Raw genomic sequence first — 17,340 nt, 5'->3', positions numbered from 1 at the left:
ATAAGGAAAGAAAGCACGCACTACTGTGAGTAATTACAGCACTGCACGGCGTATATTTGATGTTAGCAGGGCTAGTAAAGACTGGCAATGCGCTTATTTTAGCAAAAACTCTGCGATAGCAGGTAAGTGGTTTTCGTAACCAACAAAGCTGTGATCACCCCCCTCTTCAATAAGTAAGTGACTTTTCTGGTACTTCTCTGCAGCCAAGCGATAGTCTAGGGTTTCATCTTCAGTTTGAAGCAGCACTTTGTAACTAGATGGCTGTTTAATTGAAGCAGCCTCTAAGGCTTTTATCACCCCCATATCGCTTTCTACTATCTCAAATTTTTCTCTGCTGTATGGGTTCTCATGAGAGCCTATGAAGTTTTGCAGCAGTTCATAGGGGCGTACCGCTGGATTGATTAATACGGCTTTACCACCGAACTTCTCAAGTAAAAAGGTAGAGAGATAGCCGCCCATTGAGCTACCAATCAGTTTAAGCCCGTTTTCAAGCAGTGCCGGGGTGCTATCAATAAGCTCAAGCAGCTGACTTTCAACTTTACTAGGAAAGTTAGACAGTTCAGGTATATGTAAGGTGACGTTTGAATGATGCTGCTCAAAATATTGTTTAGTGGCTTGGGCCTTTATCGACTTCGGCGAGCTCAAGAAGCCATGAAGATATAAAATGTGCTGCATACTGTTCTCTACTGTGTTGTTCTCTGTATTTTGGACTATTTCAAACCCAGACCTCGGTAACCCTAACGTCTACCGTTCCATTATCCATTAAGTTAATCAGCTGATACCCAGGTGAGTCTTCGCTTACACCGAATTCAGCACGCATTTGCCACTGCCAGCAGGTAGCAGGGCTCCCGTAAGAAGGCGTGCTATTCGTTCCTATGTATTGGCGCAATGGCGAATGAATATGACCGTGAATTAACGCCTTTATTTGCGGATATTCATTGATAAGCAACTCAAGGTGCTGTGCATTAGCCAAAAAATGTTTATCCATCCAGCTTTTCGAAGGCAATATATGGTGATGAAGCGCAACAAGATGATTAAGGTGCGAAGATGCATCTAGCGATTGCTTTAACGCAATTAAATCGCCGCCTTTTACTTCGCCCGCCGCCGTGTGAATATTGCCTGAAGCGCGGGTATCCATACCGTGTATTTGCCAGTTTGAAAAGCTTATCGGGTTGGTGCTTTGTAAGTGACGGCTACCAAGATAGCTTTCGAAATGCGGATTATTGTCGTGATTCCCCGCAAGAACAAACCAGTCTACATTTTCTGGCTCGATGTATTGCTCCATCAATGCGGTAAAATGCTGATAGCTTTCGGGGGAGTTATCGCCGCTGATATCACCAGTAACCAACACTATCACTTTCTGTTCTTGCCCGTTGTTGCCTTGATTAGCGCTCTGTTTTTTTAAGTCAGCAATATCTGCAAGGTCCTCTCGAACAGCGATAAGCACTCGCGTTAGTGCATGGTAAGGCGCTATACCCGCGTAACCAGTCTTGTCTTTATCCTTAAATAAGTGGCAATCACTTATCTGTATTAGTGATATCACGCTTCAGAGGTAACGTTTGTTGAATGTTGCAGGCAAAAGTTTAGCCACTCAGCTAAAAAGATATTTACCATATGCTTTTCGTTGCGCTGGCGCATCTTCAAATTAGGGTATTCGTAAGAAGGCTCAAGGGCCCCTGTATTTTGGCTGTTTATCACTTCAGCCATGCGCGCATCATGATATAGGCGAACCGTCATACTTGGCGTTAGGTACAAGGGCATGTCTTTAGTGGTTTGTTTTATGCTCAACGTGCTGGTGTAGCGAGCAGAGTCCACTATCCTAATCTCATAGGCTAATCCCACGCCAACAGAAAATTCATAACTCAAATCTTCCGTATCGCAGTCAGGTAGCATTCTAAGAACATAAGCATAGTTCAGTTCGCAAAGCGCCTGCATTGACGGAAGATGAGGGATGTATTTTCGTTGATTGCGTTGTGTCACGATGTCTGCCACTGCTCCAGAAGTTGTGTTTTATGCATAAAGAACCATTGTAGCGCAATTACTGCTGCGGCGTTGTCTATATGGCCATTTTCCAACCATTCAAGAGCGGTATTCTCTTTTACGCGATGCACTTTGATATCCTCAGACTCACTTTCTAGGCCGTGAATGCCTTGCGCTTTACTAGCATCAGTCTTTGCTATAAATATATGTAATCTTTCCGTGGTACCACCTGGACTCGATAAATAGCTTAAGGCCTTGGTCAAGTTTTGTAACTCTATTCCCGCCTCTTCCATGGACTCTCTATGGCATACAGACTCTGGAGTCTCACCTTTATCTATCATGCCTGCGATAATTTCTATTAACCAAGGGCTTGAAGATGTAGCTAACGCCCCAATTCTAACTTGCTCAATTAGCACGAATTCTTGCAGAATAGGATCGTAGGGCAAAACGCCCACCGCATGGCCGCGTTCAAAAATTTCGCGTGTAACCGTGTCGCTCCATTCTCCATTGAAACACTTGTGCTTAAATTGATACTGATTCATGGTAAAGAAACCACGATACACTGGCTTAATGTCGGTAATTTCGACGTCATTTGAGGTAAATGAAAGGATTTCCTTGCTCATTTGCTGACACTTATGGTTCAAATAGATTTATCATACATAGTACATTTACACACCAACCATGTATACGCATGAAAAATGCGATGTTGAGTGTGTACGAATAACAGAAAACTCATATTACAAGTCGTCTATTACTATAAAAATTGCGTGGGTAGATCACATATTCTGTTACAGTTAATCGAATACTGTTACGAGTTTGGACTTTCGGTTTGTGGTTGAATTTTCATACACTTGGTTTTAATAAGTCGTCTTAACAAAAAAGTGACGACGCAACTTGAACACAACAGGAAGACGTAAGCATGAAACGAACACTTCTGTCGCTGGTTATCGGTGTTTCGATGACAACTGGTGCACTAGCCGATGACCTACTACAGGTATATCAACAAGCACTGGCAAACGATCCATTGGTAAACCAAGCGAAAGCGCAACGTGATGCTGCGTTTGAAGGAATTAGTATTAGCCGCGCAAGCCTACTACCCCAAATCTCTGGCTCTGTGGGCTACACCATGTCAGATTCCGAACGCTTTCAACAGGCTGCCGGTGACAATGGCCTTCAGGTATTCACGACAGATACAGAAGTAGACACCATTGACTACGGGTTAACACTTTCGATGTCGTTGTATGACCACGCTAACTGGCTGGGCTTAGATCGCGCTGAAAAAATTGCTGAACAAAGCGATGCGCAGCTTGCAGCAAGCATGCAGGATGTAATTGTACGTACAGTTACTGCTTATTTTGACGTATTGCGCGCCCGCGACAACGTAGAGTTTGTAGGTTCAGAAAAACGTGCGATTGAACGTCAACTTGAACAAACACGTCAACGTTTCGAAGTGGGTCTTACTGCGATTACAGACGTGCATGAAGCGCAAGCAAATTACGACAGCACAGTCGCTCAGGAAATTCAGGCTAAAAACGAACTGGAATTTGCCCTTGAAGCGCTGCGCGTGATTACGGGTAAATACCACGACCGCCTTTACGGATTAAACAAAGATAATTTCTCGGCCACAATGCCGGTACCTGAAACCGTAGATAGCTGGTTAGAAACCGCCCAAGACAAAAACCTAGCATTGTTGGTAGACCGTTTAGCCATGGATGTGGCTAAAGAAGACATTGCCATTGCGCGTTCTGGTCACTTGCCAACGTTATCTTTGTCAGGCAGTTATGGTCGCTCAAAAGATGATGTAGACGCCGAGATTCTGAACGACGATGGCTCAACGACCCCATTTGGTTATGAAACCCCTTATCTAGATAGCCAGTCAATTGGTATCTCTCTGAACGTACCTATTTACCAAGGCGGCAGTGTTAGCGCGCAAACATCGCAGGCGAAGTACAACTACGTTGCTGCGAGCCAAGCTGCAGAGCAGACGTATCGTCAGACCGTACAGTCGGTTCGTAGCTCGTTTAACAACGTAAAAGCGTCTATCTCTACTATTCGCGCTCTAGAGCAGTCTGTTGTGTCGGCAGACAGCGCCCTTAAAGCAACAGAAGCTGGATTTGATGTAGGTACACGTACTATCGTTGATGTACTTGATAGCACACGTAACCTGTTTGATGCGCGTCGTAACCTTGCTGGTGCTCGCTATGACTTCATTCAGTCTGTGATTACACTTAAGCAAGCGGCGGGAACCCTTACAGGTGAAGATGTGGCTATGATCAACCGCGGTCTTAAGCCGGTCGAGAGCAATAACGACCAATAGGTTTTTTATACCGCTAAGTAAGCATTTGAGTACGACATAAAGAGGGTGGCAACTGGCTGCCCTTTTTTGTGCCTACTCCCGTATTTGAAAATTGGTGATTTGAGGTTTAGCAGGAATATCTACTCGCTATTTTGCGCAAGAGAACTTCTTTAATGCGCCCAACAACTGCCGATATTCATCACATAATGCTTCAGCGTTTTGCTTAGTCATTACAAAATTAGATAGACGCATTGAAACGACGCGTAATTTCTCTTGCAACAGCTGTAACTCATCATCCATGATTATGCCCTTTGAATTTGTCTCTATTTTTAGTGATGTTATTTTTGCCGGGTTTAAGGCTTTAAAGTTGCCTTTTTGCCCCTACATTTTGGCGCATAAAGTGTGCGAACAACAACTTTAGTATAACGCCAAGTAAGCTTACGACAAGCCTCTTGGTTTATTGTTTTTTTCTTGAGTGATAAATAAAAATGCAAGCCTCTGAACTACAAAATAAATTTGAGCGCATAAGAGCAAATAAATGGTTTGAAGCCTTTGTTATCAGCGTCATCGTGATATCGGCGCTATTAGTCGGTGCGAAGACCTATGAACTACCTACCGGCATGTCATCTATTACGTTGTTTTTAGACTGGTTTATCAGCGCTTTCTTTCTAACTGAAATCACAATTCGCTTTTTAGCGGAAAAGCAAAAGCGTTACTTTTTCAAAAGTTTCTGGAACTGGTTTGATACCCTCATTGTAGTTATCAGTCTAATCCCGGCAGACGACACTGAACTTGCGCTGATTGCGCGTTTAGTGCGGGTCTTCCGCGTGCTTCGTATGATTTCAATCATCCCAGAGCTTCGAATATTACTTGTTTCTCTAGTGAAAGCTCTCCCTCAGCTAGGCTATGTCATGCTGCTGATGTTTATCATCTTCTATATATACGCAGCGGTAGGCAGCACACTATTTGAAAATATTAATCCGGTGCTGTGGGGCGATATCACTATTTCTATGCTGACACTCTTTAGGATCATGACCTTCGAAGATTGGACAGATGTGATGTACGAAACTCAAGAAGTGTACTCACTCAGCTGGATTTTTTACTTAACCTTTATCTTCTTTACCGCCTTCGCATTCCTCAATATGGTCATTGGTATTGTGGTCAATGTGATGGAAAGAGAAAACGAAAAGGCAAGAGCAGAAAAAGAAGCTGCCTTACTTGAAGAGCAAATCGCACAAGGTAATATTGAACCTACACTGCATGATGTGCTCAAAGAGTTGCGAGAGCTAAAAGCGCAGGTCGCGTCAAAAAATAGCAGAGAATAACTGCCAGAGGCTGTCTAGACACAGGTAGTAAATCAGAAGCTACCCAAGCAGACAGGCAGGCAGAAACGCGGGTAAACATAAAGAGAAGGCCACGATAAATGGCCCTCTTTCATTTCAGTTTTTGTTACTAAAGAAAACTAACAGCGTTAGATAAATAGCTAAAACCTTTATTAAAACGCCTTACACGCCGTATTGCTGCTTTAGGCTTTCTACTCTTTGCTTTGCAGCTTCAGAGGTGAACTCCCTACTTGCTAGGCGTCGCTTCGCTAAGGCCTTTTTATCGAGTTCAAGTAACAAAGCTACGTGATTTAAATACACTTCATCGCTAGCAATGGGGCCTGTTGATATTTGCTCATACAGGGTTAGCGCTTCTTCTTTCTCACCTTTAGCGATATAAATCTGCGCTAATGTGTCTACAGCATCAGCATTTTCACGCTGCAGCGATACCGCTTTTTTCGCTAGCTCTTCAGCTCGCTGAAGGTCTTTATCTTCAAACGCTAAATACGCCAAGTTGTTAAGCACCACAAAGTTATCAGGCGTTTTAGTAAGTATAAGCTCATAGGTATCAATGGCTGCGGCTCTATCATTACCAATTTGACGCTCAGCTAACAGCATTGCACTTTGTACATCGTTATTGTGCGCATTTACGTGCTTTTGTAGAAAGCTAAACGCTTGCTCTTTTTTACCTGACATCTCCAGGGCGGCAACAAGCAGCAAAGCATTGTCTGAGTTTGAGGTGGCATCATAAGCCGCTTTCGCGTGTTCAACGGCCTGCTCTGGCGCTTTATCTATAAGATGTAAACGTGCAATAACGCCTCTTACAAAGGGCAATGCCTTAACCTCGTCAGAGACATTATTGATGATCTCCCATGCCGGTTTTGATTGACCAAGACGGCTATGAAAATACGCTTTCAAAAGCGTTAATTGGGCGTCTGGGCGCTTAGACAACACCTTGTTCGTTAGCTCCAACCCTTTCTTGAATTGCTTTTGAGAGTCGACGATAAGCAGCTTACCCAATACCGCATTTTTATCTTGTGGGTAAAATGATAACCAGCGATCAAAGAAGGTCGTTGCATCTTTTACGTTATTAGTGGCAATAAGTGCCTGGCCTTTTAAATTCCAGAAAGTCTGAGGTGATGACTCGTCACCTTCAACAGCCGTCAACAGCGAGACAGTTTTATCTAGCTGGTTATTAAGCGAATACATTCTTGCAAGTAAAAGGCGCAGGTTAATATTGCCCTTATTGGCATTAAACTGTGCTTGAGTATGCTTAACCACGTCGTCTGCATCACCACTTTCCATTGCCAACGCAAACCACAGCGCCAGTGCTTGGACGTCAGCAGGGTTCTCGTCGATAAAAGCGCGAATAAACGCAACTGCATTTTCTTTCTTGCCCTCGGCAACAAGCAATTTAGCTCTTGAGTACGTAACCTCGTTACCAGCATCGCTAAGCTCGCTCGCTTTGTCTAAGTACTGCGCCGCTTCTTGATAAGCGCCTTCTGCCGTTGCAATGTTTCCCAAATAAATTAAGGGAGCGGCTGTTTGTGGCGACGCTTCATACCACTCTTTTGCCGCACTTTTCGCCTTATCGAGTTGGTTAGTCGCTATGTAGGCGCGCAGTAAGGTTGCTTGTGAAGTGACAGACTCAGGCGCTTGCTCAACCGCCTGTTCAAGATTTACTAATCCATCAATGTCGTTTAATGAAAGCTGTAACACACCTAAACGAGATAAGTCTTCAGCTGTTGTGCTGACCCCTTCTGATTTTTCTACCATTTGCTGAGCGCCAACGACGTTGCCTTCTCTAAGCAACTGGTAACTGGCTTTCGAAAACAACGCCGCATCAACACCCTGCTCACCTTCAACTCTTGCTAATACTTCAAGAGCCTCATCGTTTTCACCTAGTTGGAGCATACTGTCTGCCAGCATTCGAAGGCCAGGGTGATTATCAGGCAAGCTAGACGCCACCATGGTTAAGTGGCGCTGGGCTGCTTCGAAGTCTTGAATTTGATACGCACTAAAACCCGCAACCAAACGCACAACCTGATCGCTCCTACCGTTTTGAACGGCAATTTCTAGGTGCTCAAGGGCTTTCGAGTAATTTTCGTTGGCCGACTCAATAATGCCTTTGAAAGTATTTAGCAGCGGATGGTTTTCGTTTAGCACCAACAAATCATCGACAATAGGTTGAGCTTTATCTAGATCTCTTATTTCAATAAGAAGCGCGGCATACGCAAATTTACTGGTAACGTCATCTGGAAACTGGCTAACATAAACGCCGTATACCTCTGCGGCTTTTTCAGGTTCGCCATTTTGCAGGTAAATTTTGGCAAGCTGTTGCAATACGTCTTTGTTGGTTGGCGCTTGCTCACGCAAGGCTTCTGTTGCGGCTAATGCGCCTTCCATATCGTTTTCTAGCACAAAGGCGTAACTATCAATAAGGCCTTTGTAAACCGAACTGGTATCTAGGGTAGAAAGATCGGCTAGAAGCGCTTGCGCCTCTTCATTTTTACCAAGTTGCATAAGGGCTTGAAGCTTATAAAATCCCACTTCTGCTGATTCAACCGCGGTCATTCCTTCTGCGCGATAATCTACTTCAGCGAGGGCGTTTTCTGCTCCTGACTGTTGATAGGCCACAGATAACAATGGAATAACTTGGCTAACGGGATGGCCTAAGTCCATTGCTTTGTTAAGTTCTTTTTCTGCGGCCGCATAATTGTTTTGTTGTAGGTACAGTTTTCCTAGCTCGAAGCGAGGTTCTGCCGCATTAGGGCCCTTTTGAATAGCGTTTTTGTATTCAACGATGGCGGCATCAAGCTGCTGTTGAGAGGCATAGTTTCGTGCATCAGCCAAATGGCGTTCCATCGACTTTTCGCTACACCCTGACAAAAGTGCACTGGTTAACATAACTGCTAGCGTAGTGCGTTTAATTAATGTATCAGTTCTCTGCTTTGTCATTGTAATTCCTTGCCCTTCCTCAGATTTTTGTCGTCACATTCCTGCTCTTTGTCAAAAGCACTGACTAAACTGCTTATTATTTCATCGAATTTGTGCAATTTCGTGGCAACCTGTCCATTATTCGAATATAATACGGTTTTTTGCAACACTGCTGGCAAGCATATCGCGAAATACGCTAAGAATACGCTTCATTAACTCGCCGGACAGGCCAGTTCAACGCTGTATAGCGTCTTGCGATAATAAACCGAAAAAGTACGGTTTAGTCGTATGCCGCACCCTCCTTACTTAATGCACCAGGACCCTTAATGACCACAACTGTCGACATGACATTTAAAGACCTCAATTTACCAGAACCAATCTTACAAGCCCTTGAAAAAGTTGGCTACGAGAAACCGTCTCCTATTCAGGCTGAGAGTATTCCTCTTATTCTAGAAGGACACGATTTACTCGGTCAGGCACAGACAGGGACAGGAAAAACCGCTGCGTTTGCCCTGCCTATGTTGGCAAATATCGATCCTGAGCAACGTAAGCCGCAATTACTGGTATTGGCCCCAACCCGTGAACTAGCTATTCAGGTTGCAGAGGCGTTTCAGGTTTATGCGAGCTTTAGTCAAAAAATTAAAGTACTTCCAGTATACGGCGGTCAGTCGTACGACAACCAAATTCGCCAGCTTAAGCGCGGCGTTCAAGTGGTTGTAGGTACACCAGGCCGTATCATCGACCATATAAAGCGCAAAACACTAGACTTAAGCGAACTTAAGTTCTTAGTGTTAGACGAAGCTGATGAAATGCTTCGTATGGGCTTTATTGATGACGTTGAACTTATTCTTAGCCACGCACCAGAAGAGCGCCAAACTGCGCTGTTCTCGGCAACTATGCCTGGTCCAATTAAGAAAATTACTCAGCGTTATTTAAAAGACCCTAAGCACGTTAAAATTGCCTCAAAGGTAAGCACAGCAAGTACGATTCGTCAGCGTTACTGCCAAATTGCACCGCACCACAAACTTGAAGCGCTAACCCGCATCATGGAAGTGGAAGTATTCGACGGTATGATCATTTTCGTACGTACGAAAACCGCTACTGTTGAATTAGCAGATAAACTGTCTGCCCGTGGTTACGATGTAGAGCCGCTAAACGGTGATATTCCTCAGGCCGCCCGTGAGCGTACTGTTGAAAAGCTTAAACAGGGTAAGATCGACATCCTTGTAGCTACTGACGTAGTAGCCCGTGGTCTTGACGTTGAGCGTGTAAGCCACGTTATCAACTACGATATCCCGTATGACAGTGAGTCATATGTACACCGTATTGGTCGTACCGGTCGTGCTGGTCGTCAAGGTGATGCAATCTTATTTATCTCTCACCGTGAAAAGCGCTTGTTGTTCTCGATTGAGAAAACCACTAAGCAGCCTATTGAAGCGATGCCTATTCCTTCAATTAGCGAAATCAATGAGACCCGTTTAAGCCGCTTTAAGCAGTCAGTTGCCGAAGCAACTCAAGACGATAGCATTGAATCATTAATGCCTATTGTTGAGATGATTAAAGAAGAAAACGAAGCATCGCCTGAAACCATCATGGCTGCGCTACTTAAAATTGCGCAAGGCGACGAGCCGTTAATTCTTAAAGAATCAGATCGACCAGACATTAATAGCAAGCCTCCGCGCGACAACCGTGATAGAAACTCTCGTGATGGTCGCGAAAGAAAGCCAAGAGTGCCACGTGGCAACCGCAAGCCAGAAGAAGGCATGCAGCGCTTCCGTATTGAAGTAGGTCATGTTCACGGCGCTAAGCCTGGCAATATCGTAGGCGCTATTGCGAACGAAGCAAACATAAACTCGAAGCACATTGGTGCTATCGAAATTTATGACAACTTCAGCACGGTAGACCTTCCTGACGGCATGCCTAAGGAAACCCGCGATACGCTTCAAGGCACACGTGTTGCAGGTCAGCGTTTAAATATTCGCGAATGGTCTGATACGCCACCGGCTAAGCGAGAAGGTCGTGGCGATCGTGGTAATCGCGGTGACAGAGCACCTCGCGGCAACCGTGAAGACCGAGGCAATCGCGGAGACCGCGAAAACCGTAAGCGTAAGAACTAAATAGCAACACATTCAGCCTTTATATAACTAATTGCAATATGAAGGCTGTTTTCGTTGTTTTCTAATTAAAAAGAATTGGCGCAAAATAGTGTCAGTTCTTTTTTTGTATTTAAAGCTAAGAAAACCTTTATGGATTACTTTCCGCTATTCCTAGACGCTAGAAAACTCAATGTCCTTATTGTTGGGGCCGGTGAAGTGGCAGCCCGTAAGCTAGAGCTTATTATGAAGACGCCTGCAACCATTACAGTGGTTGCACCTTGGGTTTGTGACACGGTTAAGCAACTAGCGTTAAATGAGAAAGTCACGCTGATAGAACGTGAGTTTGAAAATAGCGACCTTACCCATAAAGACATGGTGTTTATTGCCACGGATAAAGGCGATGTTAACCAGTATATTCACGACTTAGCTCGCGCCAACAAAGTTTTGGTTAATGTGGTAGATAACACGCCACTATGCCAATTTATTACCCCTTCTATTGTTGACCGCTCTCCCATTATTATCGCTATGAGCAGTGGCGGTGTTGCGCCGGTTCTGCTGCGTTATTTACGTCAGAAATTAGAGACTGTTCTGCCGGCCAATTTAAGTCGATTGGGCGCGTTTTCTGAAAAATTCCGCGAAAAAGTAAAACAGACGCTTAACGGTGTAACCGCAAGACGCTACTTTTGGGAGGACGTACTTGACGGCGACATCGCGGAAATGGTTGAAAAGGGCCAAGACCAAAAAGCTGATGAGGCCTTTGAATTGGCACTACAAGCTGCCGCCGAAGACAAAAAAGTCGAAGGGCAAGTGTATTTGGTAGGGGCAGGTCCTGGCGATCCAGACTTGCTTACCTTTCGCGCCCTTCGCTTAATGCAAAAAGCTGACGTTGTTGTTTACGACCGCTTAGTTTCCCCACAAATTCTTGAGCTTGTGCGTCGCGATGCGGAGAAAATCTATGTAGGTAAGGCTAAAAGCAATCACACGCTTCCTCAGGACGATATTAATCAGCTGATGGTTGATGAAGCGAAAAAAGGTAATCGCGTGGTGCGTTTAAAAGGCGGCGACCCCTTCATATTTGGGCGTGGTGGAGAAGAAATTCAAACTCTTATTCAGCACGGTATTGAGTTTCAGGTAGTTCCCGGCATTACCGCAGCAAGCGGCGCATCAAGCTATGCAGGCATTCCACTTACTCATAGAGATCATGCACAGTCTGTGGTGTTTGCTACTGGCCATTTAAAAAACGGCACTATAGAACTTAATTGGCCTGCCCTTGCGCAAAAAAATCAAACCGCTGTGTTTTACATGGGGCTAACCGGTTTGCCTATCATTTGTGAAAAAATGATTGAGCACGGACTTGATGCCTCAACGCCAATAGCACTGGTTCAGTCAGCCACTACTGAAAAGCAGCAGGTGTTAACCGGTACACTAGAAGACATTGTGGAAAAGCAGGAAAAAGCGCAGCTTCAGCCGCCCACACTGATTATTGTGGGTAGCGTAGTAAGCCTTCACGATGAATTAAACTGGTTTCAAGAATAGGCGACATATGTCACCTCAGATTGATGATAAACCCCTCTTTTTTTCCGGAGGGGTTTGTTTTTTCTAGCAGCCGAAGGCTGCGTTTTATCCAAAGAGCACCTTAACGTGGCTTCGTCTCTCAATCCCCTTAGACCAAATTCAGCATAAACTTGTTTTTTACATATAGGCGCGCATACTCAGTAATGTGATGAATATGTGGGATAAGATGTGTTAAACCGTGTGAAGTGCGATGCACAGACAATGATTAGAAATGCGTTGAAAAGATATGTATTCGTGTCTCAATTTCACGCGCTTAGCACATTAAAACCAGCCAGCATGCTTATGCTGCTTTCTAGCCTTTTCTTATTGACTGCTGCACATGGCGAACAGCTTAAATACAGCAAAGTTAACACGGATACTGGGGTAAATTTTAGCTACGAATGGCTAGATAACGATAATACGCGACAATCCATTTCTTTTGAGTTATCTAAAAGTGCAATGAAAGAAGCCCCCTCTCAGCAAGCTAACTACAAACCGAAAATAGCACAGCGATACATTATTGTTGCATTAACCAAAGAAGCTAAAAAAATAGACCCTAAAGTTGCGCGTGTGAAGATAACGCCAAAAAGAGAGTCTATTGATATTCAAGTGACAGGCTCAGACGAAGCGCAAGTTGAAGAAATACTCAATAATTTAAAAGCTATTCAGCAACAAGAGTACGATAAGTACTTGCAAGATCATTACTTTACCCGCTTCACTACCTTGTTTAATCAACAGGCAATAAAACCCGATCATGTCCGATATGTTGCCGAGTCGGTAAAGCCTTTAATAACAGCATCGCAGGCGTTTTATGAAAAGGTGAACGTACAGTCAGACTACAGAGGATATTTTTCACTACTTCTTAGTTGGCTTCAAAGTATCCCTTACGACACATTAGAAGACAGAGTAGTAAGTAATGGCTCTGGCTATGCGCCGCCTGTCAGCGTACTTATGCAGAACCTTGGTGATTGCGACAGTAAGGCAGTATTGGCATCGTCAATGGTTCGCGCATTTTTACCGTCAACCAAAATGATCATGGTATTTTTACCAAATCATGCCTTGCTCGGCATTGCCTTGACGCCCATGGCCGATGACAGAACTATAGAGCACGAGGGCGACACCTACGTGCTCTACGACCCCACTGGCCCAGCACTCATTCCATTTGGACAAGTATCTGAAGATACCGAACGCCACATTGTCACTGGGCGCTATCAAGTGGAAACTGTCGAATAAAAGGAACAAATTCATCCTTGGTGTATTGGGAAAATATCTTCACTGAATGTAAAAATAAAAAGCGCCTTTTTGATTAAGGCGCTTTAAATAAAATACTTGGGAAGAGTAACTCGCTAGAGGTTTTCTTCTGCAAAGCTCGCTAGTCGACTTCTTACAACGCCATCTAGATTAATGGTGGCACTGCCCGAGAAGTCTTTAAATTTCTCAACTAGATAGGTCAGGCCCGAAGTCACAGCACTTAAGTAGTTACTGTCTATTTGCGCCAAGTTACCACCTACAATGAGCTTAGTTCCTTCACCACAACGGGTGATGATGGTTTTAAGCTGTGATGCCGTTAAGTTCTGCGACTCATCCAAGATTACAATCGCATTTTGAATGCTTCGGCCTCGCATAAAGTTTACCGACTTATACTGGATATTGGCCTTTTCCATGATGTAGTTCATAGAGCCTTTCGTATTTTCATCATGCTTGTGAAGTACTTCAAGTGAGTCAGTAATCGCCGCCAACCAAGGCAGCATTTTTTCTTCTTCAGTACCCGGTAAGAAGCCAATAGACTCCGCTATTTCTGGCGTGCTGCGCGTAACAATGATTTTGTCATACATGTTGCGCTCTACCACCATTTCAAGGGCAGCCGCTAGCGCAAGTAACGTTTTACCGCTGCCTGCAGGCCCTGTGAGAATAACCATATCAATATGCGGGTCTAGCAGGGCATGAAGCGCCATTGCCTGTCCTATATTTTTTGGTGTAATGCCCCAGGCATGGCGACCCATTAAGCGTTCGTAACCTAAATCCAGTACTTCTAAATGATCGTCGGTGATCTCTTCAACAAGGCCTGCAAACTGCCTTGTTTCATCGAGTAAGAACTCGTTTACATAGGCCTCGGGCAACATGGATTTTGGTATGGTGTGAATGGTGTCTCGACCTTCACTACGACTATCCACACTTTTTACGCTGTCCCAGAAATTTCCCTCAAAGGTATGGAACCCGCGAGATAAATATTTGATATCGGTAATAAGCTGGTCGGTTCGATAGTCCTCAACATGAGCAAGGCCGGCCCCTTTTGCCTTAAGGCGCATGTTTAAGTCTTTGGTTACCAACACCACTTTTTGCGGCGCAAAGGTCTTTTGCAAGTGCAGCGCAACGTTGATAATACGATTGTCGTTCTCGTTGCTGGTAAAAACTTGCTGGGCTTCGACCATATTAAGGTCGGCAAAGATAGATAGGCTACCTGTAGGCGCAGTTTGCCCCGCGCCAAGTCCTTCCATCGATACACCTGCAAGCATATCTTCTGGCGTTGCGTCGTGGAGTAAGTCCTCCATCGCCCGAATGGATACCCGTGCGTCGCGCGCCACGTCTTTCTTACTGTCTTTTATGTAGTCGAGTTCTTCCAATACGGTCATTGGAATAACAACATCATGTTCTTTAAAGGAGAGAAAAGCGTGAGGTTCGTGCAGCAGAATATTGGTATCGAGGACGTAAATCTTAGTATCGGTAGAATTTTTTTTTGGCATCCTTCACTCCGGTAAATAAAGCCAGGTTAGGCGCATAGTTCATTTATGAACCCGCGCACTAACAAGCTACAGTTACGGTTGTAGGAGAATGCCGCTCGAAACAGGACTTCTTCCCCTACTCGCGTCGACTGAGAAGCAGTACTACACTTTCTGCCTCAAAGGTTCGTCAGTTGAATTAGCGAACCCTTAATTCCACCATAATCCAGTTTTTAAGATTTAGCACTGTTTTTTCTTTTTTTATTTTCATTTAGAACAAATGTAAAGCGCAATCGTCTTGGTCTTTTTTCACATACGCAATGCTAACAAGCTAGTTCTCTTTGTTCGTGAAGTACCCAGCGCGCTCTAAAATTATCTCTGTTTGATTCTGCGCGCTTTCTAATGCCGCCTTCACGCTTTTTTTACCGGTAACCACGTCATTGACTTGTGCCCCTACTGCATAGCCAATAGCAGTAAACTCTGGGATAGGGATAAACTGGCTTCCAATCATGGATTCACTCGGTTCATCGCTTGAAAGTAACTTCAACGCTTGGTGCTCAAACGCAGCATAAGGCACGACTTGCTGATAAGCACTTGAATACGTAGAATGCCTAGTACCTGAAGGGGCTGCGTATTCACCGCTAACTTTCTTGAGGTCATCAATAAAGGTTTTTGATGTTAAAAAATGCGCAAGTCGCTGGGACTCTTTCACATAGCGCGATTGTTTCGGAACGGCAAAATTCCATGACCAAAACCACTGCGCCCCTTTCTGTTGCGTTCCGAGCGGCGCATAAGTAACGCCAGTGGATTGAGTAACCTTAGAGAAGTTTTTATCAAATAGCGCGCCGCCTAAAGAAGAGGCATCAATGAAAAACGCTAACTTGCCTTGAGCAAAAAGTTTTTGGTTCTCTTGCCACCCCATATCTTCATTTCTTGGGGGGCCAACGTTCTTTGCAAGGTCAGCATACATATTTACTGCATCAAGCCACGCCGTGCTGTCTAGGGTAGGTCGCATTTTTTCATCTAACCACGATGCCCCATAGGTATTGGCCATGGTACTCACTAATGCCATATTCTGTCCCCACCCCACGCGCGTTCTAAGCCCTACGCCATAAACTTCTTTTTCGGGCATATGTACTTGTTGAGCGAGCGCCTTAACGTCGGTATATGTGAGCACTGAGGGAAGGCTTAAATTAAACTTATCAAGCAGGTCCTTTCGGTAGAAAGTCAGTGTTGTTTCAGCGACAAACGGTAACCCGTAAAGTTTACCGTTAACGGTGTTTGCATTAAGAGCTGCAGGAATGACATCATCAATATCATAATCGTCAGGATGCGTGTTAAAAGGAACGAGAATATCCCGCTTCGCCCAAATAGGAAGCCCGTAATTACCAATTAGTACCAAATCAAAGCTATTTTCATTAACTGAAAAATTACCGAGCAATCGGCGGCGTAAAACGGTTTCATCCATTATTCGCCATTGGATATTTGACAGTAATAGAGGAGAGCCGTATTTATCCAGGTATGCTTTTGCATTAAAAACAGCATTAATATCTGGCGCGCCAACAATTAATGCATCTTCGTTTTGTGAAGTGTTATATACACCATACTTTTCGAGTGTGCGCGCCAAAAGCCCATTCTGTTTTTGTTTCTGTAACGCTAGGTTGAACTTCTCAATTAGCTTGGAAGACTTAGGGTTTTGTTTCGAAAGCGCTAGATGAAAAGAGCATTGCACTTCCTTCCCAGGGATAAATATAAACTCACCTTTGAGGCTAGGTCGCTCGTTAACTAATGCTTCCTTGGCGCTATACTTATCAATGAATAAAACATCAATTCTCTCTCTTCCAAGTAAATCTAATAGATTAACCGTAGACTTTCCTGGGTACATATTGAAAAACGCTTCATTTGATAAAAATTGCGGCGCTACTGTGCCTCTGAGGTGCCCAATTCCTCGCAAGTTTTGTCGTTTGAGCCATTCAACTAGATTAGGTATTTCACTGCTACCTTTAAAGTCTTTCATCCTAATTAGGAATCCACTCGCTCCCGCTGGGATAGCATCAGATAGAAGAAATGCATCATTAACACCTTCGTAGTCATGAACAGGAAATACACCGTCTAAGGCACCCGTTTTCGCCAACATTAAAGCCCGGGCATGAGGGTAACGCTCTACATTGAGCGGCTCGCCCAACTCTTCAAAAGCCTTTACCACTATTTCATTCACGTACCCTTTCGACACGTCTTGGCTATCGCTAAAGGGGCTTACCTCTGATGTTGCAAGCTTAATAGGGCGTGCATAAGTAAAATTGGTGCCAAGGAGAAAAACCAAACATAGCAAGTACAACCCTATCGCCGTTTTGGGTATCGACGTACGGGTAAGAAGGTAAACAACATCACCCGCTAAATTTGGCATTATATAGTTTCCAGTGTTCATTAGATGT

Annotated in this window: 13 protein-coding genes; 5 read left to right on the top strand and 8 right to left on the bottom strand. The window is 44.3% G+C overall.

All coding sequences use genetic code 11. The features are described 5' to 3' along the window. Positions 1 to 93: 93 nt before the first annotated feature. From ACXAGK_RS01230 to nudF, 4 genes are read right to left on the bottom strand one after another with little or no spacing between them, the layout of a single operon-like run. On the bottom strand, positions 94 to 675 hold the full coding sequence (locus ACXAGK_RS01230) for a YqiA/YcfP family alpha/beta fold hydrolase (RefSeq protein WP_474808796.1): 582 nt from the start codon (positions 673 to 675) through the stop codon (positions 94 to 96). A 40-nt stretch (positions 676 to 715) separates the two neighbouring features. Further along, complete coding sequence (locus ACXAGK_RS01225; RefSeq protein WP_474853565.1) at positions 716 to 1,543, bottom strand: metallophosphoesterase; 828 nt, start codon at positions 1,541 to 1,543, stop codon at positions 716 to 718. Next, entirely contained in the window at positions 1,540 to 1,980 is a 441-nt protein-coding gene (locus ACXAGK_RS01220; RefSeq protein WP_474853563.1) for a DUF1249 domain-containing protein, read from the bottom strand. Before ACXAGK_RS01220 ends, ACXAGK_RS01225 begins: the two co-directional genes overlap by 4 nt. Continuing rightward, on the bottom strand, positions 1,977 to 2,603 hold the full coding sequence (gene nudF / locus ACXAGK_RS01215) for an ADP-ribose diphosphatase (RefSeq protein ID WP_474853561.1): 627 nt from the start codon (positions 2,601 to 2,603) through the stop codon (positions 1,977 to 1,979). The genes ACXAGK_RS01220 and nudF overlap by 4 nt, the downstream gene beginning before the upstream one ends. Positions 2,604 to 2,899: 296 nt before the next feature. Between nudF and tolC the strand changes: the two genes are divergently transcribed. Continuing rightward, positions 2,900 to 4,297 carry an outer membrane channel protein TolC gene (gene tolC / locus ACXAGK_RS01210; RefSeq protein ID WP_474853559.1) on the top strand — a complete coding sequence of 466 codons (1,398 nt, stop codon included), beginning with the start codon at positions 2,900 to 2,902 and terminating at the stop codon, positions 4,295 to 4,297. Between the two features lie 126 nt (positions 4,298 to 4,423). Here tolC and ACXAGK_RS01205 read toward each other — a convergent pair whose 3' ends face one another. Beyond that, the gene (locus tag ACXAGK_RS01205; protein ID WP_474808806.1) at positions 4,424 to 4,576 is read right to left on the bottom strand and encodes a hypothetical protein; all 153 of its coding nucleotides are present in this window, start codon (positions 4,574 to 4,576) and stop codon (positions 4,424 to 4,426) included. A gap of 188 nt (positions 4,577 to 4,764) precedes the next feature. On the opposite strand from ACXAGK_RS01205, the gene ACXAGK_RS01200 reads away from it, so the two are divergent. Continuing rightward, the gene (locus tag ACXAGK_RS01200; RefSeq protein WP_474853557.1) at positions 4,765 to 5,601 is read left to right on the top strand and encodes an ion transporter; all 837 of its coding nucleotides are present in this window, start codon (positions 4,765 to 4,767) and stop codon (positions 5,599 to 5,601) included. A gap of 180 nt (positions 5,602 to 5,781) precedes the next feature. On the opposite strand, the gene prsT is transcribed toward ACXAGK_RS01200, so the two are convergent. Next, positions 5,782 to 8,556 (bottom strand): XrtA/PEP-CTERM system TPR-repeat protein PrsT, encoded by a 2,775-nt coding sequence (gene prsT, locus ACXAGK_RS01195; protein ID WP_474853555.1) that lies wholly within the window; start codon positions 8,554 to 8,556, stop codon positions 5,782 to 5,784. 305 nt (positions 8,557 to 8,861) lie between these two features. Between prsT and ACXAGK_RS01190 the strand changes: the two genes are divergently transcribed. From ACXAGK_RS01190 to ACXAGK_RS01180, 3 genes are all read left to right on the top strand, one after another. After that, complete coding sequence (locus tag ACXAGK_RS01190) at positions 8,862 to 10,652, top strand: DEAD/DEAH box helicase (RefSeq protein WP_474853553.1); 1,791 nt, start codon at positions 8,862 to 8,864, stop codon at positions 10,650 to 10,652. 129 nt (positions 10,653 to 10,781) lie between these two features. Next, complete coding sequence (gene cysG / locus ACXAGK_RS01185; protein WP_474853551.1) at positions 10,782 to 12,167, top strand: siroheme synthase CysG; 1,386 nt, start codon at positions 10,782 to 10,784, stop codon at positions 12,165 to 12,167. Positions 12,168 to 12,440: 273 nt separating this feature from the next. Further along, positions 12,441 to 13,418 (top strand): hypothetical protein, encoded by a 978-nt coding sequence (locus ACXAGK_RS01180; protein WP_474853549.1) that lies wholly within the window; start codon positions 12,441 to 12,443, stop codon positions 13,416 to 13,418. Between the two features lie 113 nt (positions 13,419 to 13,531). On the opposite strand, the gene ACXAGK_RS01175 is transcribed toward ACXAGK_RS01180, so the two are convergent. Together ACXAGK_RS01175 and ACXAGK_RS01170 are read right to left on the bottom strand one after the other, a co-directional pair. Beyond that, positions 13,532 to 14,929, bottom strand: coding sequence for a PhoH family protein (locus ACXAGK_RS01175; protein WP_025256610.1), 1,398 nt, complete (start codon positions 14,927 to 14,929; stop codon positions 13,532 to 13,534). Positions 14,930 to 15,236: 307 nt separating this feature from the next. Continuing rightward, complete coding sequence (locus ACXAGK_RS01170; protein WP_474853547.1) at positions 15,237 to 17,312, bottom strand: extracellular solute-binding protein; 2,076 nt, start codon at positions 17,310 to 17,312, stop codon at positions 15,237 to 15,239. Positions 17,313 to 17,340 lie beyond the last annotated feature (28 nt).

It is taken from the genome of Alteromonas sp. ABM1_013 (assembly GCF_056160505.1).
The sequence above is the reverse complement of the archived record's forward strand: the minus strand, read 5'-3'. Positions and strand labels throughout refer to the sequence as shown.

Excerpts from the sequence above, each read along its gene's own strand:
- ACXAGK_RS01230 (WP_474808796.1), bottom strand. The coding sequence starts at position 675 with ATGCAGCACATTTTATATCTTCATGGCTTCTTGAGCTCGCCGAAGTCG.
- nudF (WP_474853561.1), bottom strand. The coding sequence starts at position 2,603 with ATGAGCAAGGAAATCCTTTCATTTACCTCAAATGACGTCGAAATTACC.
- tolC (WP_474853559.1), top strand. The coding sequence starts at position 2,900 with ATGAAACGAACACTTCTGTCGCTGGTTATCGGTGTTTCGATGACAACT.
- ACXAGK_RS01205 (WP_474808806.1), bottom strand. The coding sequence starts at position 4,576 with ATGGATGATGAGTTACAGCTGTTGCAAGAGAAATTACGCGTCGTTTCA.
- ACXAGK_RS01200 (WP_474853557.1), top strand. The coding sequence starts at position 4,765 with ATGCAAGCCTCTGAACTACAAAATAAATTTGAGCGCATAAGAGCAAAT.
- prsT (WP_474853555.1), bottom strand. The coding sequence starts at position 8,556 with ATGACAAAGCAGAGAACTGATACATTAATTAAACGCACTACGCTAGCA.
- ACXAGK_RS01190 (WP_474853553.1), top strand. The coding sequence starts at position 8,862 with ATGACCACAACTGTCGACATGACATTTAAAGACCTCAATTTACCAGAA.
- cysG (WP_474853551.1), top strand. The coding sequence starts at position 10,782 with ATGGATTACTTTCCGCTATTCCTAGACGCTAGAAAACTCAATGTCCTT.
- ACXAGK_RS01175 (WP_025256610.1), bottom strand. The coding sequence starts at position 14,929 with ATGCCAAAAAAAAATTCTACCGATACTAAGATTTACGTCCTCGATACC.
- ACXAGK_RS01170 (WP_474853547.1), bottom strand. The coding sequence starts at position 17,312 with ATGCCAAATTTAGCGGGTGATGTTGTTTACCTTCTTACCCGTACGTCG.